The sequence below is a fragment of the Ahrensia marina genome, from assembly GCF_042140245.1.
GTDB lineage: Bacteria > Pseudomonadota > Alphaproteobacteria > Rhizobiales > MH13 > MH13.
On sequence record NZ_CP159483.1, the window covers coordinates 3,473,470 to 3,492,248 of the forward strand.

The 18,779-nt window shown below is 57.2% G+C and carries 19 protein-coding genes; 10 read left to right on the forward strand and 9 right to left on the reverse strand.

Annotation, left to right across the window (positions count from 1 at the left end; all coding sequences use genetic code 11):
• Positions 1-4 precede the first annotated feature (4 nt).
• Together gltX and ABWH92_RS16820 are read right to left on the reverse strand one after the other, a co-directional pair.
• Positions 5-1,354 (reverse strand): glutamate--tRNA ligase, encoded by a 1,350-nt coding sequence (gltX, locus tag ABWH92_RS16815; protein WP_375570339.1) that lies wholly within the window; start codon positions 1,352-1,354, stop codon positions 5-7.
• Positions 1,355-1,381: 27 nt separating this feature from the next.
• Positions 1,382-3,079 carry an NAD+ synthase gene (locus tag ABWH92_RS16820; protein WP_375570341.1) on the reverse strand — a complete coding sequence of 566 codons (1,698 nt, stop codon included), beginning with the start codon at positions 3,077-3,079 and terminating at the stop codon, positions 1,382-1,384.
• A 159-nt stretch (positions 3,080-3,238) separates the two neighbouring features.
• On the opposite strand from ABWH92_RS16820, the gene ABWH92_RS16825 reads away from it, so the two are divergent.
• On the forward strand, positions 3,239-3,457 hold the full coding sequence (locus ABWH92_RS16825) for a DUF6500 family protein (protein WP_375574275.1): 219 nt from the start codon (positions 3,239-3,241) through the stop codon (positions 3,455-3,457).
• 237 nt (positions 3,458-3,694) lie between these two features.
• On the opposite strand, the gene ABWH92_RS16830 is transcribed toward ABWH92_RS16825, so the two are convergent.
• Positions 3,695-4,195 (reverse strand): RrF2 family transcriptional regulator, encoded by a 501-nt coding sequence (locus ABWH92_RS16830; RefSeq protein ID WP_375570343.1) that lies wholly within the window; start codon positions 4,193-4,195, stop codon positions 3,695-3,697.
• 58 nt (positions 4,196-4,253) lie between these two features.
• On the opposite strand from ABWH92_RS16830, the gene ABWH92_RS16835 reads away from it, so the two are divergent.
• Entirely contained in the window at positions 4,254-4,694 is a 441-nt protein-coding gene (locus tag ABWH92_RS16835) for a GyrI-like domain-containing protein (RefSeq protein ID WP_375570345.1), read from the forward strand.
• Positions 4,695-4,894: 200 nt separating this feature from the next.
• The gene (locus tag ABWH92_RS16840) at positions 4,895-5,452 is read left to right on the forward strand and encodes an inner membrane-spanning protein YciB (protein WP_375574276.1); all 558 of its coding nucleotides are present in this window, start codon (positions 4,895-4,897) and stop codon (positions 5,450-5,452) included.
• 77 nt (positions 5,453-5,529) lie between these two features.
• Here ABWH92_RS16840 and ABWH92_RS16845 read toward each other — a convergent pair whose 3' ends face one another.
• Positions 5,530-6,939, reverse strand: coding sequence for a class II 3-deoxy-7-phosphoheptulonate synthase (locus tag ABWH92_RS16845; RefSeq protein ID WP_375570346.1), 1,410 nt, complete (start codon positions 6,937-6,939; stop codon positions 5,530-5,532).
• A gap of 208 nt (positions 6,940-7,147) precedes the next feature.
• Between ABWH92_RS16845 and ABWH92_RS16850 the strand changes: the two genes are divergently transcribed.
• The 5 genes from ABWH92_RS16850 to ABWH92_RS16870 all read left to right on the forward strand — a co-directional run bounded on the left by ABWH92_RS16850 (position 7,148) and on the right by ABWH92_RS16870 (position 12,641).
• Positions 7,148-7,873: a VIT1/CCC1 transporter family protein gene (locus tag ABWH92_RS16850; RefSeq protein WP_375570348.1), complete on the forward strand. Its 726-nt coding sequence runs from the start codon at positions 7,148-7,150 to the stop codon at positions 7,871-7,873.
• Positions 7,874-7,903: 30 nt separating this feature from the next.
• Complete coding sequence (locus ABWH92_RS16855; protein ID WP_375570350.1) at positions 7,904-9,034, forward strand: carboxylate-amine ligase; 1,131 nt, start codon at positions 7,904-7,906, stop codon at positions 9,032-9,034.
• A 793-nt stretch (positions 9,035-9,827) separates the two neighbouring features.
• A complete protein-coding gene (locus ABWH92_RS16860; protein ID WP_375570352.1) occupies positions 9,828-10,742 on the forward strand; it encodes a hypothetical protein in 915 nt (304 codons plus the stop codon).
• Between the two features lie 434 nt (positions 10,743-11,176).
• Complete coding sequence (locus ABWH92_RS16865) at positions 11,177-11,506, forward strand: YdeI/OmpD-associated family protein (RefSeq protein ID WP_375570354.1); 330 nt, start codon at positions 11,177-11,179, stop codon at positions 11,504-11,506.
• 259 nt (positions 11,507-11,765) lie between these two features.
• The gene (locus tag ABWH92_RS16870) at positions 11,766-12,641 is read left to right on the forward strand and encodes a GNAT family N-acetyltransferase (protein WP_375570355.1); all 876 of its coding nucleotides are present in this window, start codon (positions 11,766-11,768) and stop codon (positions 12,639-12,641) included.
• 148 nt (positions 12,642-12,789) lie between these two features.
• On the opposite strand, the gene ABWH92_RS16875 is transcribed toward ABWH92_RS16870, so the two are convergent.
• Complete coding sequence (locus ABWH92_RS16875) at positions 12,790-13,725, reverse strand: peptidoglycan-binding protein (RefSeq protein ID WP_375570357.1); 936 nt, start codon at positions 13,723-13,725, stop codon at positions 12,790-12,792.
• The gene (locus ABWH92_RS16880; protein ID WP_375570359.1) at positions 13,718-15,613 is read right to left on the reverse strand and encodes a sensor histidine kinase; all 1,896 of its coding nucleotides are present in this window, start codon (positions 15,611-15,613) and stop codon (positions 13,718-13,720) included. The genes ABWH92_RS16875 and ABWH92_RS16880 overlap by 8 nt, the downstream gene beginning before the upstream one ends.
• Before the next feature lie 286 nt (positions 15,614-15,899).
• Here ABWH92_RS16880 and ABWH92_RS16885 point away from each other — a divergent pair, with 286 nt between their 5' ends.
• Complete coding sequence (locus tag ABWH92_RS16885) at positions 15,900-16,298, forward strand: DUF5330 domain-containing protein (protein WP_375570360.1); 399 nt, start codon at positions 15,900-15,902, stop codon at positions 16,296-16,298.
• Positions 16,299-16,423: 125 nt separating this feature from the next.
• A complete protein-coding gene (locus ABWH92_RS16890; RefSeq protein ID WP_375570362.1) occupies positions 16,424-16,840 on the forward strand; it encodes a SufE family protein in 417 nt (138 codons plus the stop codon).
• Positions 16,841-16,845: 5 nt separating this feature from the next.
• On the opposite strand, the gene ABWH92_RS16895 is transcribed toward ABWH92_RS16890, so the two are convergent.
• From ABWH92_RS16895 to ABWH92_RS16905, 3 genes are all read right to left on the reverse strand, one after another.
• Complete coding sequence (locus tag ABWH92_RS16895) at positions 16,846-17,535, reverse strand: DUF6456 domain-containing protein (protein ID WP_375570364.1); 690 nt, start codon at positions 17,533-17,535, stop codon at positions 16,846-16,848.
• On the reverse strand, positions 17,528-17,998 hold the full coding sequence (locus ABWH92_RS16900) for a helix-turn-helix domain-containing protein (protein ID WP_375570365.1): 471 nt from the start codon (positions 17,996-17,998) through the stop codon (positions 17,528-17,530). Before ABWH92_RS16900 ends, ABWH92_RS16895 begins: the two co-directional genes overlap by 8 nt.
• A gap of 208 nt (positions 17,999-18,206) precedes the next feature.
• Entirely contained in the window at positions 18,207-18,647 is a 441-nt protein-coding gene (locus ABWH92_RS16905; RefSeq protein ID WP_375570367.1) for a MucR family transcriptional regulator, read from the reverse strand.
• Positions 18,648-18,779: the final 132 nt, after the last annotated feature.

The following is an 18,779-nucleotide window of genomic DNA, read 5'->3' on the forward strand; positions in this document are numbered from 1 at the left end:
CGCTCTAGTCCGCTGCTTTTTGCAGACGGTCGAGCAATTTCTCACGACCAAGAAGCACAATGATCGGTCCCATTTCTGGACCGCGTTCCTGACCGGTGAGCGCCTTGCGCAGGGGCATGAAAAGCGCCTTGCCCTTGCGGCCCGTCTCGGCCTTCAAAGCACCGGTCCAATCACCCCATGTTTCTGAGCTGATATCTCCCTCTGGCAGGTGGGTCATGGCCAACGTGATGTAGGCGACATCATCGCTCTCCAGATCGCTCGTCACAGCATCAGCATTCAGCATGTCCCACCAGGTTTTGGCGTCCTGCGGTGCATCGCAGTTCTTGCGCACAGCAAGCCACAGATCAGCTTGAACGGTAGTGGGGATACCCAGGTTTGTCAGCGTGTCCGCGACATCGGCAGGCTCCAATGCGTGAACCATTTGCGCGGAAAAGTCGGCGATCTGCTTGGGTTCAAACCGAGCTGGACCAGAGGAAACCTTCGACAGATCAAAGTCTTCGGTCAGCTCTGCAAGGCTTCCACGCGGCGCGATGGCCATCGATGTGCCCACCAGGGTTGCTACGCTTGCCACCGCCATGGGCTGCGTACCTTCTTCGCGTAAGGCCTTGAGAGACAAGGATCCTTCGCGCTTCGACAGAGCCGAGCCATCGGCAGCGATCAACAGATTATGGTGACCCCAGTTGGGCGCGCTGGCGCCCAGAGCTTCAAAAATCTCAATCTGCGTGCCGGTATTCGAGACATGATCTTCACCGCGGATCACATGGGTGATGCCGAAATCGATGTCATCAATGATCGACGGCAGTGTGTAGAGATAGGAGCCGTCTTCGCGGATCAGGACCGGGTCGGATTGTGACGCTGTATCAATGGTTTGCGCGCCCTTGCAAAGATCATCCCATTCCACACGCTTGCCGGTCAGCTTGAAGCGCCAATGGGGTTTGCGGCCCTCAGCTTCCAGCTCTTTGCGCTCTTCGTCGGTGAGGTTCAGGCCCGTGCGGTCATAGACCGGTGGCTTACCAAGTGCCATTTGGCGCTTGCGCTTGTAATCCAGCTCTTCGGCAGTCTCATAACAGGCATACAACAGGCCTTTGGCCTTCAGCTCATCGCGCACGCCATCATACCGCGCCATGCGCGCGGACTGTTTTTCCTGCCGGTCCACCTGGATACGGAGCCAGGCGATGTCACTCAAAATGGTGTCAGCAAACTCTTGCGTGGACCGGGCTGTGTCCGTGTCATCCAGGCGCAGCACGAACTGGCCGCCGGTTTTGAGGGCGAACAGGGCATTGAACAGCGCTGTGCGCGCATTGCCGATGTGCAGATAGCCCGTTGGTGATGGGGCGAAGCGAACGATGGTCATCTGGTTTTGATATCAATCCGGTTGGGCTTAGGACGTTGTCCCTTGGGGATGGGCCGGATCGCGGCGATCCCGGAAGCGGTTGGTGATGGGGTAGCGACGGTCGCGGCCAAAAGCACGGCTGGTAAGCTTGACGCCCGGCGCGGCCTGACGCCGTTTGTATTCAGCGATGTAGAGCAAATGCTCGATGCGCCCAACCGTTTCAAGGTCATAGCCGTCGGCGACAATGCCTTGGAGGGATTTTTCATCCTCAACCAAGCCGCGCAAGATGCCGTCGAGCACATCGTACTCCGGCAATGAGTCCTGATCGGTCTGGTCCGGGCGTAACTCGGCAGAGGGTGCCTTGGTGATGATCCGCTCTGGAATGACCTCACCGCCTGGTCCCATCAGACCGCAGGGTTGGTGCGCGTTGCGCCAGGCAGCCATGCGATAGACATCTGTTTTGTAGACATCCTTGATCGGATTGAAGCCGCCGTTCATGTCGCCATAGAGCGTTGCGTAGCCCACCGACATCTCTGACTTGTTGCCCGTGGTAACCACCATGGAACCGAACTTGTTCGACAGCGCCATCAAAATGGTGCCGCGGGTGCGCGACTGGAGGTTCTCTTCGGTCACGCCCTCTTTGGTGCCCTCGAACAAGGGACCAAGCGCGCTTAAAAACCCTTCAACGGGCGCATGAATCTCCACCACATCGTAGCGTACCCCCAGCGCTTTGGCGCAGGCCTCGGCATCTTCCAAGGAGTGCTGGGCTGTGTACTCATAGGGCATCATCACGCAATGCACCCGATGCGCACCAAGCGCATCCACAGCCATCGCCGCGCAGATCGCGCTGTCGATGCCGCCCGACAGGCCAAGCACAACGCCAGGAAAGCCGTTCTTGTTCACATAATCGCCAAGACCCATGACGCAGGCACGCCAATCGGCTTCCAGATCATCCGGCAAGGCGGCGATTTGGCCACGCTCAAAGGTCCAACCTTCATTGATGCGCTTAGCATTGATCATCTGCACAGCGGCTTCAAACTGCGGCATTTGCAGCGCCAGTGTTCGGTCCTTGGCCAGCGCAAAGGACCCGCCATCGAACACCAGCTCATCCTGGCCACCCAGCTGGTTGATATAAAGAAGGGGCAGATCCGTCTCCACAACGCGCTGGACCATGATGTGCACACGCTCATCGGTCTTGCCTTCCCACCAAGGCGACCCGTTGGGAACGATAAGCAGCTCAGCGCCGGTTTCGGCCAAGCACTCAGGCACCTCTTCGGACCAAGCATCTTCGCAAACCGGAACGCCCAAGCGCACGCCGCGAAAATCAATCGGCCCGGGCAGTGGACCAGCATCAAACACGCGCTTTTCATCAAAGACGGAATAGTTGGGCAGATCGACCTTGGCCCGCACCGCTGTCACTTCACCGCCGTCCATCATAACGACAGCGTTGTAGCGCTTGCCATCATCCGTCAGCCAGGGCGTGCCCATCAGAACCGCTGGGCCACCATCATCCGTTTCGCGCGCCAGCTCCTCGCAGGCCTCGCGGCAGGCGTGCAAAAAGGCGTCTTTGTCGATCAGATCTTCTGGCGGATAGCCGGAGATGAAAAGCTCGCTGAATGCTATCAGGTCAGCGCCCTGGCGTTTTGCCTCCATGCGCGCATCACGCGCCATCAAGATGTTGGCCGCCAAATCTCCCATAACGGGGTTTAGCTGGGCGACGGCGATGTTGAGGGTATCTTTGCTCATGGCCAGCGGTCTAACGCTCCGAACAGCGGGTGGCAATCACCCTTTTGTTCACTTTGAGCAAATTAGGGATGAGCAGCCCTTTCATCGCCAAAGCCTGCACTGCTGACAGTTTCTAGACTGGTGATGTGATACCGGTTGCTGCCAACCAAGGAGACTGATGTGCGTGCATCCCTACGAGAGAAGGCAATCGCTGTTTGTGACCGGAAGATCGCCCAAAAAGGGGACGCCGTGGGGCTATCCTTCTATGCGTTCTTTGCCAACAAAAATAATGACCCGGCGCTGCTAATGGAAGCTGCGACGTGGTGGATTGAAACACATCAGCTCGATCATTTTGAGAAAGCATCGAAGATCAAAAAGATGCTCCAAGCGCAGGTCTAGAACCACCGATCCACCTGTGATGCAAACCGATAGGCATCCATCATTCTAGATGTCGGCTTCGAGCCCACAAGAACCGATGCTGCACAACGCACTAAGGCCCACTTGTCTGGTCATCGCGCGACACGTTTCCGGCTCACGGTCGGCGAGAAACCTGTGCGTGTCTTTGAGCATGGCACAGACGGAACACCCATAGAAGTGGCGCATTTCTCTCACTGAGATCGATTGTCTACCATTAGATCATACCCCTCGCAGTGCTCCGGTTTCAGAAAGCCAAGCCTGCGTCGCCTCGTTGACGCCAAAGATCGGTTCTGCAACAGCCGATTTCCTCAAATCCGCAAGGCTTGTCTCGGCGAGTACACGACGCCATTCTGCATCCGCTTTGTGCATGACCCGAGCGATATTGCACGGCGCTGTGTAGTGCTTTGGAGCCGCTGCGCAGGGGCCTTTTTGGCGGATCTCTGTGCAGCGAAACAGAGTTTTCTGGTCCTCCAACGCCATCACGATGTGCAGAACTGAAACATCGTCTGCTGGTCTGGCCAAGGCCAGCCCGCCTGACCGGCCTTCAATCGACCGCACAATCCCGGCCGCGACCAGTTTTTGCATGGCTTTGGAAAAGTAGCTGGGTTTGAGACCGTGGTACTCGGCCAATGCATGCGCAGGAATACGTGCGCCTTCCGGCATCATCGCGAGTGCGAGGCAGGCGTGAAGTCCCCACTCGACAGTTTCCGACAGCTGCATTATTAACTCCGATATTGTTTATCTTAGTTTACAGAGTACCTATTGAAAGAGAAGCGAAATGTCTGAGCTGGAAGAGGAAAATGCCTTCTGTGTTATCGGTCTGTCGAAGGTGGTCAAAAATGATGACCCCGCATCGATTGATGCCCTATGGGAGGCGTTCCACTCATCTGATGTCCGCTCAAAGGTCAGTGCTGATGCGTCCCGAGACGTTTACTGCGTCTATCATGCCTACGAAGGTGGCTTTATGGACCCGTACCGAATGACAATCGGCTATCGGAGTCTGTCCATGGACGCACCTGAAGGTCTCTATCGCGCAGAGATCCCCAAGCAGTCTGTGCTTACATACCATGTCGAAGGTCCGCAGCCGCAATCTTTGATCAGTCAATGGCAAGCGATCTGGAATGGCGATCTCGCTCGTTCGTATCTCGCAGACTACGATGTTTACTCGGCCGATAACCCTGAGGTCGTGAGCGTCAAGGTCGGCGTGCGGTCTCGATAGGTGTGTCAAAGCAGTCCTTGGCTGCGAATGCAGCGAAATGGTGCTTCGTGCGCCCACCCGCCTTTCATCCAGCGGAAACAAACCTGGCATTCGGTGACGATCTTTTCAGCAGATCGTATTCAAGCGGTTCATCATTGCCGGGGCAGCGATAGGATTGGTATCAGTCCACCTAACGAATCCCTGTCTTGTGAGTTCCCCCTATTTTAGATCGTCGTCTTCTTCTTGAGTTCCTGCCAGGCCTTGTTTTCCTGGCCGTGAACGCCGTTTCCACGCTCTATGTTGCCACCGGCGCGGCTATCCTGGCCGCCATGCTGGCTGTTTATCTGCGCTACCGCATTGATGGTCAGCTGCCTTTTTTGGCGATCTCGACGGTTCTGCTTTCCATTGTCATGCTGGGGGCTGGGTTGGTGCAGGACGATGAGCGCTTCATCAAAGTTAAACCGACCATTGGCGGCGTATCCTTCGCGATCATCTTGGCCGGTGGCATGCTGGCGCGGCCGAGCATGTTGCAGCGCTCTATGGGCTACAAGCTGGAAATGATCCCGACCGGGTGGACCGTGCTGCACATCGCATGGATTGCCCTGGCTCTTACCTTGGCGACGCTGAATGAGCTGGTCTGGCGCAACACGTCCACCGACGCGTGGGTGACCTACAATGCGCTTTCGGGGCCCGTCACGTTCGCGATCTACTTTGGGATCACCTATGCCGTGGCCTGGTGGTATTGGGATGAAGATGAGGAAGAGGAAGAGGCTGCATAGCCAGCAGCTTGCCGTTCGGTTGCTCAACAAAAAAGCGGGGCCGAAGCCCCGCTTTCAAATCGTTCGTTGATAGTGTTTTAGACGGCCTGTGGCAGCTCCACCGGCGTTTCCGACCGACCCTTTTTCAGACGTTCCGACACCAAGAAGGCCAACTCCAAAGCTTGATCGGCGTTGAGGCGTGGATCGCAATGGGTGTGGTAGCGATCTTGCAGATCCTCTGCGGTGATGGCGCGGGCACCACCCATGCATTCGGTGACGTTCTTGCCGGTCATTTCCACATGGATACCGCCGGGATAGGTGCCTTCGGCTTCGTGCACATCAAAGAAGGCTTCCACCTCGCCAAGAATGCGTTCGAACGGACGCGTCTTGTAGTTGTTGGCGGTGATGGTGTTGCCGTGCATTGGATCGCAGGACCAAACAACCGATTTGCCTTCACGTTCGACCGCGCGAACGAGCTCGGGCAGGTGCGCTTCGACTTTGTCATGGCCAAAGCGGGCGATCAGTGTCAGGCGACCAGGATCATTGAGCGGGTTCAACCGGTCGATGAGGCGCAGCATATCGTCAGCCTCCATGGAGGGGCCGCACTTCATACCGATCGGGTTGCGCACACCGCGGCAGAACTCAACATGAGCGTGGTCCAGCTGACGGGTGCGGTCGCCGATCCAAATCATATGACCGGATGTGGTGTACCAGGCATCCGGATCATCGGACGTTGAGTCCTTACGGGTCATCGCCTCTTCATAGCCAAGCAGCAACGCTTCGTGGCTGGTGTAGAAGTCGGTTTCGCGCAGACGCGCGTACTGATCGGACGTGATGCCGATGGCGCGCATGAAGTTCATGGTCTCAGAGATACGCTGGGCAAGCTCTTGGTAGCGCTCACCCTGCGGGCTATCGGCGACGAAGCCGAGCATCCATTCCTGAACATTTTCAAGGTTGGCATATCCCCCCGACGCGAAAGCGCGCACCAGGTTCAGCGTCGCGGCTGACTGACGGTAGGCCATGTCTTGGCGGGCCGGATCGGGGATGCGGGCCTCGGGCGTGAACTCGATGCCGTTGATGATATCACCCCGGTAAGAAGGCAGCTCCTCGCCATCGCGTTTCTCAATGTCGGAGGAACGCGGTTTGGCGAATTGACCGGCCAGACGACCAACCTTCACCACCGGGCGTGCAGAGCCATAGGTGAGCACGATTGCCATTTGCAGGAAGGCACGGAAGAAGTCGCGGATGTTGTCCGCTCCATGTTCGGCAAAGCTTTCGGCGCAATCTCCGCCTTGAAGCAGGAACGCTTCACCTTTGGCCACCCGCGCCAGTTCTGCGCGCAAATTGCGGGCCTCACCTGCAAAAACGAGCGGTGGATAGCTGGCCAAGCGGGCCTCAACGTCGGTGACAGCTTGCGCGTCTGGATAGCTTGGCACCTGAAGGATCGGCTTGGAGCGCCATGAGCTGGGGCTCCAATCGGCCAGAGGGCGCGACGGCAATTTCGACATTGGCATAATACTCTCTCCCAAAAACCCTTCGGCCTCACGGGGTAAAACAGACAAAAAGGACGAAGGATGGGCGGTTTCCTAATGGAGACGGGCGCTGATTTCAATGAGTGGAACGTCCATAGCGCGGTGAACCGGTGTTGATCGAGCGCATAGCGGGCAAATCCGCAACAGAGTGGAATGGTTCTAAACAAGCAGTTGGACCCTTGCCATGAGCCAAACAGAACACTCCCACACGCCTTCGGGCATCGCCAAACGCCTGCGCGAGGAGCACCGCGCCAACTATCTTCAGGATTGGGTGTATGGCGGCATCGACGGCGCCGTCACCACCTTTGCCATTGTTGCCGGCAGTCTGGGCGCATCGCTTTCGGCGAAAATCATTCTCATTTTGGGGTTTGCCAATCTTTTGGCCGATGGCCTCTCCATGGCAGCCGGCAACTATCTGGGCACCAAGGCGGACAATGATGATGCCAAACGGCTGGAAGCGGTGGAGGCTGATCACATTGCCCGGTTCCCTGAGGGTGAGCGCGAAGAAATCCGCCAGATTTTCGCGGCCAAAGGCTTTGCCGGACAGGTCTTGGACGAGGCGGTGGACGTGATCACGGCCAACCGCGACGTTTGGATCGCCACCATGCTCTCTGAAGAATATGGCGTGGCGGCCGCCCGCCGTTCCCCCATAAGGGCCGCCATGGCCACCTTTGGTGGGTTCTTGGTTTGCGGACTGGTGCCGCTTGTGCCGTTTTTGCTCGGCCTTTCCAACGCTGGATGGATCGCTTTGGCCGCCACCGCGTTGACCTTTTGCGGCATTGGTTTTGGCAAAAGCCGATGGTCTCTTAGCCCCTGGTGGCGCTCAAGCCTGGAAACGCTCGCCATCGGGCTTTCAGCGGCTATCGTTGCATTTGGCATCGGTCACGTTTTGAATGGCGTTTTCACCTAGGGCCTCGCACGAGGGCAGTAAGGACACACCATGCACAAAGCGCCCTCCTTCACCCTCGGTATGGAAGAAGAGTATTTGCTGGTGGAGAGGGAGAGCCGAGACTTGGCGGCCAATCCACCGGAGGCGGCGTTTGAGGCCTGCAAAGATGTTCTGGGCGACCAGGTAACGCACGAGTTTTTGCGTTGTCAGATCGAGGTCGGTACGCCGGTGTGCGAAACGGTGGAAGACGCGCGTGCACAGCTTCAACATATGCGCAGTTGCTTGCACGCGGCGGCGGCCCCGTTTGACCTAGCGCCGATGGCGGCCTCAACTCACCCCTTTGCCGAGTGGAGCCGCCTCACCCACACCGACAAAGAACGCTACAATGCGCTGGCCGATGATTTGAAAATGGTCGTGGCGCGCCTGGTCATCTGCGGCATGCACGTGCATGTGGGCATTGAGGACGATGATCTGCGCGTCGACTTGATGGCGCAGCTGACTTACTTCCTGCCTCATCTTTTGGCGCTCACCACCTCCTCGCCCTTTTGGCGCGGCAACGTTTCCGGTCTCAAAAGCTACCGCCTTGCGGTGTTTGACGAGTTGCCGCGCACCGGCCTGCCGGAGCAATTTGCTGGATACTCAGAGTATCAGCGCACGATCAAGACATTGGTGAACGCTGGGCTGATTGAGGATGCCACCAAGATTTGGTGGGATTTGCGGCCCTCTAACAAGTTTCCAACACTGGAAATGCGGGTTGCTGATGTCTGCACCAATCTGGCCGACGCAGCTGCTGTAGCCGCTCTTTTCCAGTGTCTCACCCGCATGCTCTATCGATTGCGTGGAAAGAACCAGAGATGGCGCAGCTATTCACATTTTCTGATTGAGGAAAACCGCTGGCTTGCCCAACGCCATGGCGTGCAAGGTGAGCTGGTTGATTTCGGGCGCAGCACGCTGATCCCCATGCAGGAGCTGATCGAGGAGCTGATTGATATGCTCAGCGAGGATGCCCGCGAGCTTGGCTGCGAAACCGAGTTGGCGCATCTGCGCACCATCAGCCAGCAGGGTACATCGGCTGACAAGCAGTTGGCGCTTTATCGCGAACGGATCGACGAAGGTGCTTCGCCGCAAGAAGCGCTGCGGGATGTGGTCGATTTTTTGGTGGCGGAGACTGTGGCGTTTTGAGGGGGTCGTCTGCTTTGAGCCCGTACCAGCCGTTCGCTACCCAGTAACGAACACGCAGAAACGGTGGGAAGCTGACTTTCAAGTGCTGTATATTTCAGATTCAGGACAGCCAGCTTGGCCAAGCTCGCTCCCTGCATGCTCGCGCCCTGTGTGCGAGCGAACCCCGTCACCGTGAACGCAGGTACAGCCATGGCTCGCCGCAGGCCGAGATACCCCGGAACTGACCTGAAGCGCGGAGAGAGGGTGACCAGATCGTCAATGTCTTGCCGCAAACCGAAGGGCGATGCGCGGAACAAGGGATAAAGCACGACAGACTGGCAATAAAGCGTTCTCGACAATGCCACACATGTACGAGTCCAGAGGGAACAACGCGCCAGATACTGCCAAGCGCGTACTGGGTGCGTCTTTTTCCTCACGGCGCTGAGAGGTAGCGAGGCTTAGACCTCGTTTTTGGTTTGCCCGATCGACAAGTGACGCGTTTTTCTCAGCTTTTTTCAGCATCAAGCATCTTTCTTCGTGAGCAAATTCACACGGGCTACGTGCTCTGTCGTGATCACCAAAAGCCGCATTTCTGGGGCTTTGAGCTTGAGCGCCGGGCAGTGTTCACGCGCTCCTCACGGGTCCGTCGCAACCCCCTCACAAGCGCGTGACGCCAAGTGAAGCATTCGTGGATTGCACAAGCGAGCAGCATCTATACATTCATCGTCATCGAGCGGGCAAACAAAAACGCCCACCAGGAAAAATGAAGAAAGTCATCTTTCTTCAATACACAGAAAACCAAAGGAATAATGTTATGAAAAAGTCGATTATTACTATCGCCGCCGCTGCTCTAGCTCTTGGAACTGCTTCATCGGCTCTCGCTTTTGCAGACTCTACGCCATCGGTGCAGCAGGTTGGAAGCAGCTATAGCACCTTCTTGTTCTCGTCCGTTAGCGGTGAGGAAGATACCGGTGACGAAAACAGCAATCGCGGCTTCTTGCTCTCGTCCGTTGTAGGTGAGGAAGATACCGGTGATGAAAACAACGATCCCGGCTTATTTTTCTCATCTGTTGCCGGTGAGGAAGACTCCGGTGATGAAAACAGCAATCGCGGCTTCTTGTTCTCATCTGTTGCCGGTGAGGAAGACTCCGGTGATGAAAACAGCAATCGCGGCTTCTTGTTCTCATCTGTTGCCGGTGAGGAAGACTCCGGTGATGAAAACAGCAATCGCGGCTTCTTGCTCTCATCTGTTGCCGGTGAGGAAGACTCCGGTGATGAAAACAGCAATCGCGGCTTCTTGTTCTCATCTGTTGCCGGTGAGGAAGACTCCGGTGACGAAAACAGCAATCGCGGCTTCTTGTTCTCATCTGTTGCCGGTGAGGAAGACTCCGGTGATGAAAACAGCAATCGCGGCTTCTTGCTCTCATCTGTTGCCGGTGAGGAAGATACCGGTGATGAAAACAGCAATCGCGGCTTCTTGTTCTCGTCTGTTGCCGGTGAGGAAGACTCCGGTGATGAAAACAGCAATCGCGGCTTCTTGCTCTCGTCCGTTGCAGGTGAGGAAGACTCCGGTGATGAAAACAGCAATCGCGGCTTCTTGCTCTCGTCCGTTGCAGGTGAGGAAGACTCCGGTGATGAAAACAGCAATCGCGGCTTCTTGCTCTCATCTGTTGCCGGTGAGGAAGACTCCGGTGATGAAAACAGCAATCGCGGCTTCTTGTTCTCATAAGCTTAAGGGCTGCTGAAAGTGTTCGCTGGTCCGCCAAGTGGAGCGTTAGCCGAGATAGCCAGAGACTCTTCGATGAGGAGAGCTGTAACTACAAGCTCGGCAACGCCTTCCAAGGCTAGGCCCAACACATAAGTGCCACGAACAAAACCCTAACCGAACCGGCGAGCGCCTCCTCCCTGCGCTCGCCGGTTTCTTTTGGTTTCATGAAGTTACGACAACGAAGATGGACACGCGGCCACGGATGACCTCGATGGGCGGCTTACGGCCTGTGATCCTTTTCAAGACGATGGTGTTGAACCCGCTTTGGCTCCAGGGCGAGCAAGAGCCGGATCATCATTGATCATACCGGCGTGCTAGAGGCACCGCCCTTCAAGACACATCCGTGTTTGCGAGTTGCAGCAAAGATCACGGTCGTCCCCGTACGCGGTGCCTGGATGCCCATCGGCGACGGCAGGCGCTACTTCATCGTGTCACCAGAGATCAAGGAACAGACCGGGCTTGATGTTGGTGATGAGGTCGAGATGCGTTTTCGAGTGGATGATCAAGATTATGTGGACATGCCCCTCAGCCTCCAAGCGGTGCTCGACGCCGACGACATTTCTTCCACTCAATGGGACAAGCTGACTCCTGGCAAGAAACGGATGTTCATCAATCACGTTACGTCAGCAAAAACAGCGCGAACGCAGCAGCGGAGAATTAGCGAGGCAATGCTCGCAATCTCGGAAGGGATTACGCTTCGAGATCTGCAAAAGCGAAAGCGCTAGTCAGAAGCTAGCGTACTTAAAGCAGTCTTTGGCCCGGCCGCAGCGAACGACAGCAAACTGCACTGCTGCCGTTCTACCGTTTCAAAAAGCGATAGAAATCCCGTCCCAGAGCGAGGGATGCACCTGAAAGTTGTCAGTCGCAGAACCGTGGTTTTGCAGGTCAGCCGCCCCTCCAGAGCGCTGTTAAGACGCCTGATCCACGTACCAGAAACCCAAGATTTCGCTTGAGCTTTCGATTTAGCTGACTAAAGTCAGCTAAATGCATCAAGATCCAGTATCCCGCGTTCGCAACTTTGGTCGGTCCGTCGCTGTCGAAGTCGGCGCGCTGGAGGATCGCTACCTCAATCGAGGACGACCGCTGGGCGCAGCGCGTGTTCTCAATGCCATTGGGCTTGGATACGAAAATGTCTCGGAGCTACGGGCTTGTCTGAAACTGGACACCGGCCTCCTCAGCCGCCTGCTGCGCGGTCTTGAAGCCGAGGGTCTGGTTGAAACAAAGCTAAGCCCAACCGACCGCCGTTGCCGCATTGCGAGCCTTACACCAGAAGGCAAAAAGGAATTCGACATCTATGAGGAGCTGTCCGATGAGCGGGCTGCTTCCATACTGGCGCGGCACAAAGATGCGCGCCGTCTGCTTGATGCCATGGACATCGTCACCATCGCTCTATCGCGTGACGATATCGTGTTCGAAGAAGCTGACTACGCCTCGGATATCGCAACCAAATGCTTGAACGCCTACGCGGCCGAACTCGGCGAAAGGCTGAAGCTCGACTTCGACCTGAAGAAAGCTGGCGATCCAGAGCTGCGCCAAATGCAGCACCCCCATGGAACATTTGTGGTCGCGCGACTTGGCGACATGCCGGTGGGCTGTGTTGGTGTTAAGGGCAATGATGGCGCGCCGGCAGAGGTGAAGCGGATGTGGATTGCGCCGGCTGCGCGCGGATTGGGCTTGGCGCGGCGCCTGATGATCACTGCAGAAGACGCGGCGCGATCACTGGGCATGGACGTGCTACGCTTGGACAGCAACAGCGCGCTGTTTGAGGCCGTCAATCTCTACCGCACGATGGGGTGGACGGAGATTGAGCGGTTCAATGACGACCCGTACCCCGACCTCTTTTTTGAAAAACGGCTCTAGCGCATGTCTCATGACCAGTGAGTCACTCAAAAATGCTCTATCCATGTTTTTTACGCAATTTCGCGAGCGCAAAAGCCTGCAACTTTTGTTGAAATTGCTTTGGCGCGAGAATGGCGGCTTTGCAGGCCGACCGCCTTCCAGCACGTCGTTAGGACGTGCTGATCCGTGTGCCGGTCACCCGTTCAATCTCGCGCAGCAGATCGTTGGTGATCTGGCCATTGGGCTCCAACGCTCGGCGCAGTTGGAAGCGGCGGATCGCTTCTTCGGTGCTCGGCCCAATCACCCCATCGATGCTGCCGGGCTGATAGCCCATATCGGCCAAAACCGCCTGAACAGCCGCCACAACGGGCTGCACTGAGCGCGCGCTGGCAGATTGCGGCAACGGCTGGTTGGTGCCAACGGTTGGGTTGGGCGCGATCACCGGTGCGAGAAGGGCGCCAATCGCATCGTTGACGGCAATGGTTTCGACCCGGCGCGGTGTTGGCACAGATGGCTGCGTGGCCACCGGCACAGTTGCAATCGGCTGCGAAACCGGCTGGGGCCCGGCTTGGCCAGACGGTTGGACAATGCGCTGGGCGGTCAGCTGCGGACGTGCGATGGGGGAAGGCACCACATAGGGCTGGCGGGGCAAAAGCGAGGCGATCTGATCATCAGCAGACGTTGCGGGGTTCTGGATTGACGCGGTCGCATCATAAGAACGGCTTGGCGGTACAATGGGCGCCGGGGCCATCGTGACAGCCCGCTGATCGGGCAGACGGTTGTCTTCAACCGGCATGGCCAGCGCAGGGGCATCCCCGCGCGTTGAAAGCATTGGCGCAGGATGGGCGCCCGGCTGCATATAGGCCGCGTTGACGCCAACAACGGCAAAGGCAACCAGTGCAACGGTGGTCATCGCCACCTTGCCAGGTGCCGCCAAAATGCGGTCGATTAGGCCGTGCGGTTCGTCGTCATAGCCATACTCATCGTCATAGCCGCCATCATCATAGGCATCGGCTGGGTACGCCGACCGGCCTGGCCGGTGGTACACATAAGGCTGCTCGCCATGATCGTGATGGCCATCAAGGGTGGGTTCGTGCCTAACCATGAGCGCGGTGCCCTTCTTCTTCGAACAAATCTTGTTTTGGTGCGTCCGGATCGACGCCATCGAGATCACGCGTTTCCTTGACCGCAGGCGCTGCGGAGCGCTCGCGTTGCAGCTTGGCCAAAACCACTGTGTTGGCAACATCAGGATCAGTTGGTCCGCAATCAGCAGTGCGGGGACCAGCAAATGGGACGCGCACGGTCACCGTGGTGCCCTCGCCCTCAACACTTGAGATGGAGAAGGAACCGCCGTGCAATTCGCACAAACCTTTGACGACCGACAGGCCAAGGCCAGTGCCTTGATGATCACGGTCATAGGCATTGTTGGCCTGGAAGAATGGCTGGCCAATCTTGCCTAAGTCCTTCGCAGCAATGCCAATACCGGTGTCGATAATGGACAGCACCAGATTGCCACCATCCTTGCGGGCGCGCAGCGTGATCGAGCCACCTGAGGGGGTGAACTTGCAAGCGTTGGAGAGCAGGTTGATCAACACCTGGCGAATGGCACGCTGATCTGCCACCAGTTCGGGCAGTGTATCGGGCACATCAATGGAGATCGTGAGCCCGGCTTTTTCGATCTGCTGACCAACCAAGCGCGTGCAGCGATCAACAACGGCCATGAAGGCAAACGGTTCCGCAACGATTTGGAAGTGGCCGGCATCGAGCTTGGACATATCCAGCAAGTCATTGACCAGTTGCAGCAGATGGCCACCGGACTCACGGATAAGGCCAACATATTCGCGCTGCTGATCGTTGCCGAGCGCGCCAAACACTTCCTCATCGAGAATATCAGCAAAGCCAATGATGGCGTTGAGTGGCGTGCGCAGCTCATGGCTCATAGTGGCAAGGAAACGCCCCTTGGCGGCATCATTGGCTTCGGCTTTCTCACGCGCCAAAGTGAGTTCTGCCGCACGCTTCTTCACGGCGCTGATGTCACGGATGAGCGCACAGATCTCGCGGTGCCCATTGGCGCCTGGCAAGACGGACAGGTCAATTTCAGCCCATATAAAGCGTTGCGGCTGATCATCAGCACCGGTGCGCAAACGCACGTCGACGGTATCGCGTTGCGTGGTGGCGCTCACACGATCAAGCGTCGCAAGAAAGCTCGGTCGATCTGACACATGAATGCGCTGCATCAGGCCAGAGCGGGCCAAACCGTCGGCATCGCAGTCAAGAACCGCCTGCAGAGCCCCAAACGATTGTGTGACAGTGCCATCGCGTTGGAGCATGAGGAACACATCGTGCGTGACGGTGTGAAACTGCTCAACGGCGCGGCGCTCTGCTTTGGCACGCATGTCTTTGACCGAATGGGCCCGCACAATGCGCGCGGCCAGGCTGAGCGTATAAAGCATACCCAGCATGGTCATGAGGACGAGCTGGCTGCTGGAGATAGCAAAGTCAGCCTCAAGCGGCCTTGCAAACATGCCCGTCAGCACCAATCCAGCAAGGGTCATCACGAAGACGAGCTGTGTGCAGCGGATACGACGTGTGAGGATCGCTTCAATCGGTGGGATCAAAAACAGCACCATCAAAGGCGACGACAGACCGCCTGTCAGAGCGGCTGACCATGCCAGCAGGCCGATGAAACCAGCCGTGCAGACCAAGGCCCCATCGCGCACGTGGCCAGCAAAGAAGAACAGGCCAAGCGCAACCATGTGCACGGCCAAAGACAGCAAGAGCGGCGTTTGTGGCAGTTGCCCAGTTGCGGCGATAGCAACGGGCATGGCCACTGCCATGCAGGCCAATGAACCGATGCAAGATAGGTAAAACAGCGGCGCATAACGCAGCATCTCACGACGCCGCGACCGGCCATGCGAAACCCGCTTGACGGCTGCGCTTGGCGTGCTGTTTGCACCCTTGGAAGGGTTATCGGTCTGTACGCTGATACTCATCAAACCGCGTCTTGCCTGTGGGCAGGGCTCGCGCATCTAAGGTGCGAACCCCTTCGACTGGCACGCTCGCAGGCAGCGTTGAATGAACCGTAAAGGGTGTCCATTCGCGCCGCGATTGATTGCATTTTAAAGGTTCTTTCCCGGTACCATGGTTAACCCTTGGTTGCTGAAATGTGTCGCCTTTGACTCAATGTTGCTTCAAAAGCGCGGGCCCTCTTGCACCCGCCTTTCACAGCCGCCTGCTAGGTTCTGCTCAATCGAGCTTCAACGGGACGGACGCTCCATCATGTTTTTGATACGAACAGCCTTCTGGCTTGCATTAATTTTGCTTGTTTTGCCCATCGACCGCGAAGAGGCAGGGATTGCCAACGGCCCAGGGGCGTTCGAGACGTTTGCCGCCGTGCAAACCGTGGTGAGCGATATGCGTGGTTTTTGTGATCGCAATCCCAACGCCTGCGCCACGGGCGCTGCCACTGTGGATGTGCTGCGCCAAAAGGCGGTGTACTCCGCTGGCGTTGTTCAAGGCTGGCTCGCTGATGAGGGACAGACCGATGCCATACCGGTGCGCGCGCAGGATGATCTCGCAGTCCCCCTTCCCCAGGGTGATGCAAACCGCGATGATGTGGCGGCATTGATCATGGCGGCGGATGGGCGCATTCCAGCCAGCGAGTACCCACCGCTTTAAGCGAGGTAAAAAAGACCGACGCAATCTGCCTTGCCGGGCGGGAGCTGGGCCGCTATCTGCTTGCAGGACACACCAACGATCAAAAGCAATGGATCGGGGTGCAACACTGTCTGGATGGCAAGCGCATGGCTGACTTCTCCGAAATCCGCGACAATTTCGAGTTCTTGAACGACTGGGAAGATCGCTACCGCTATGTGATCGAGCTTGGCCGTACCCTTGAGCCGCTTCAGGACAATGAACGCAACGACGATGCCAAGGTATTGGGATGCGCGAGCCAAGTCTGGCTGGTACGCGATGAGCTGGATGCGTCGGGCGGCTTACACTTTCGCGGCGACAGCGATGCCCATATCGTGCGTGGATTGGTGGCGATTGTTTTGGCACTCTACAATGGTCGCGTGCCCAGTGATGCGCTGGAGGTCGATGCGCTGGGCCGCATGGCCGTTTTAGGTTTGGACGAACATCTTTCGCCCCAACGCTCTAACGGGTTGCGCGCGATGATCGAGCGTATTCGCCACGAAGCAGAACAGGCCCAAGCGGCCTGATCCGTTTACGCAGGGCCCGCGGTTCCACCCGTCGCTGCTCGCGTGAGGCCATAGTGACGAGCCAGAGCGCGCAACCCCAGCGCAATCACAAGCTTGGCCGAGCGCGCTGGCCAGCGACGTTCTTTCTCCACACTGGTGAGTGATTTCTCATAGAGACAAATGTCAATCAGTGGGCCTGAAAACTCAGGACCAATGGATGCGCAAGCCCGGTTCACTCGCTCGCGAGCGTCGAGCATGCAAATCGGTTCATGGCGTGACGAACTGCCTGCGGTCTTCCCACCACTTTGACCAAGTGAAGCCAGCGACCAGCTTTGGGTGATCCTTTGGCGCAGCCCAGCGCGTTGGAGGTCGCTTTGAAACTTGCGCGCAGCGGCCAGATCACATCGCTCAATCAAAGGCTCCTCACCATTACGGGGTCTTGCCAGCCGATCCATGGCGTCGGGCAAATGCAGAGTATCATCGCATATGATCGAATCCTCCTGAGCCAACGCGATGTTTGCCCCGGCGACACTTCGCCCCTTGGCGGTGAGAATCGGCCTTTCTGCTACGCCGCCGACAAACCCTTGAGCTTTCAGCCAACCAAACTGCGACTTGGGCAGCGATCGTCCGGCGCCAATCGCTTTGAGGGTGCGTTGAAGATCTCGCAGTCGGACGGGTGTTTTTGCCATCGCACGGCGTGCCGTTTCGCTAGCCACGGGCACGCTCCCAAGCCGGTGTTGAGATAGGCTGTGGTGCCGCAATACAGCCAGCCAAAACGGTGTGCTCCAGGTAAGACAAACGGGCATCGAAGTCTGAAACGTCACGCAAGTCTTCAACAACACGGCATGCGTGGCTGACCGTTGTGCGATCGCGGTCAAACAAGTCACCAACTGTTGTTAGAGAGAAGCCCAGCGTCGTGTGGCAGAGGTACATGGCCACTTGCCTTGCGCGCGCGACATCGGCTTTGCCGCGGGTACTTGCGCGCAACGACTCGTGACGCACGCCAAACACCAAAGCAACGCACGCTTCGACATTGCGCGTGCGCGCCTGGATCAAACCATCGGTACGCAGGTGCCGGGCATCGCCGGCACCAAATGGCGCTGTTCCCTGGGCGCGCGATGCACTGATGCTATCCTTGTCTCTATACTGCGAGACCGCGGGAAAAAACGAAACTGGCACGTGAACCTCCTCGTTGGATACTATAGGTATAAATTCCTAAGTTATCCATGGGCAGGTCGGCGGGGATAAGTTTCACTGTCTTTTTGCAAAGAAAAAAAGCGCCCAGGACAACCCTGGACGCTTTTTGTTGTATCTGTCTCCCGCTCTTGGCGCGCAGCAGAAAGACGAAGTGTGGTACCCGGTGAATGCGCCGGGCCAGAAATGCAGACTAGCTGGCTTTCGCGCGGCGCTGCCCAAGACCCATTTCTTTGGCCAAACGTGAGCGGGCTTCAGCGTAGTTTGGTGCCACCATTGGATAGTCAGACGGCAGGCCCCACTTCTCGCGATACTGCTCAGGCGACAGATCGTAGTGCGTCTTCAAATGGCGTTTGAGAGATTTGAAGCGCTTACCGTCTTCCAGACAAATAAGATAATCTGGTGTGATCGACTTCTTAGGCGGTACGGCAGGCTTCTGATCTTCTTTGGGTGGCTCGGCAGGGTGGCCCATCAATGTGCCGAGAGTTCCATGTATATCGTTGATTAGTGTTGGCACATCGCTAGCAGGAATGACGTTGTGGCTAACATAGGCGGACACAATATCCGCGGTGAGATCAACCAGTATTCCTTGGGTGTCGACAGCTTCGGCTTGTCCGGCTGTTTCTTCGCTCATACTTATTCCTTTCACACCTGCGCGCGCCTTTAAATGTATTCAACAGCGCTGGGTGGGCAAATTTATGGCCAATGGCCTCAAATACGTTTTGAAGCTGATTCTCAGGCAACAGAACAATTACTTATTAGCGGC

Excerpts from the sequence above, each read along its gene's own strand:
- gltX (WP_375570339.1), bottom strand. The coding sequence starts at position 1,354 with ATGACCATCGTTCGCTTCGCCCCATCACCAACGGGCTATCTGCACATC.
- ABWH92_RS16820 (WP_375570341.1), bottom strand. The coding sequence starts at position 3,079 with ATGAGCAAAGATACCCTCAACATCGCCGTCGCCCAGCTAAACCCCGTT.
- ABWH92_RS16830 (WP_375570343.1), bottom strand. The coding sequence starts at position 4,195 with ATGCAGCTGTCGGAAACTGTCGAGTGGGGACTTCACGCCTGCCTCGCA.
- ABWH92_RS16835 (WP_375570345.1), top strand. The coding sequence starts at position 4,254 with ATGTCTGAGCTGGAAGAGGAAAATGCCTTCTGTGTTATCGGTCTGTCG.
- ABWH92_RS16845 (WP_375570346.1), bottom strand. The coding sequence starts at position 6,939 with ATGTCGAAATTGCCGTCGCGCCCTCTGGCCGATTGGAGCCCCAGCTCA.
- ABWH92_RS16850 (WP_375570348.1), top strand. The coding sequence starts at position 7,148 with ATGAGCCAAACAGAACACTCCCACACGCCTTCGGGCATCGCCAAACGC.
- ABWH92_RS16855 (WP_375570350.1), top strand. The coding sequence starts at position 7,904 with ATGCACAAAGCGCCCTCCTTCACCCTCGGTATGGAAGAAGAGTATTTG.
- ABWH92_RS16860 (WP_375570352.1), top strand. The coding sequence starts at position 9,828 with ATGAAAAAGTCGATTATTACTATCGCCGCCGCTGCTCTAGCTCTTGGA.
- ABWH92_RS16865 (WP_375570354.1), top strand. The coding sequence starts at position 11,177 with ATGCCCATCGGCGACGGCAGGCGCTACTTCATCGTGTCACCAGAGATC.
- ABWH92_RS16870 (WP_375570355.1), top strand. The coding sequence starts at position 11,766 with ATGCATCAAGATCCAGTATCCCGCGTTCGCAACTTTGGTCGGTCCGTC.
- ABWH92_RS16875 (WP_375570357.1), bottom strand. The coding sequence starts at position 13,725 with ATGGTTAGGCACGAACCCACCCTTGATGGCCATCACGATCATGGCGAG.
- ABWH92_RS16880 (WP_375570359.1), bottom strand. The coding sequence starts at position 15,613 with ATGAGTATCAGCGTACAGACCGATAACCCTTCCAAGGGTGCAAACAGC.
- ABWH92_RS16885 (WP_375570360.1), top strand. The coding sequence starts at position 15,900 with ATGTTTTTGATACGAACAGCCTTCTGGCTTGCATTAATTTTGCTTGTT.
- ABWH92_RS16890 (WP_375570362.1), top strand. The coding sequence starts at position 16,424 with ATGGCTGACTTCTCCGAAATCCGCGACAATTTCGAGTTCTTGAACGAC.
- ABWH92_RS16905 (WP_375570367.1), bottom strand. The coding sequence starts at position 18,647 with ATGAGCGAAGAAACAGCCGGACAAGCCGAAGCTGTCGACACCCAAGGA.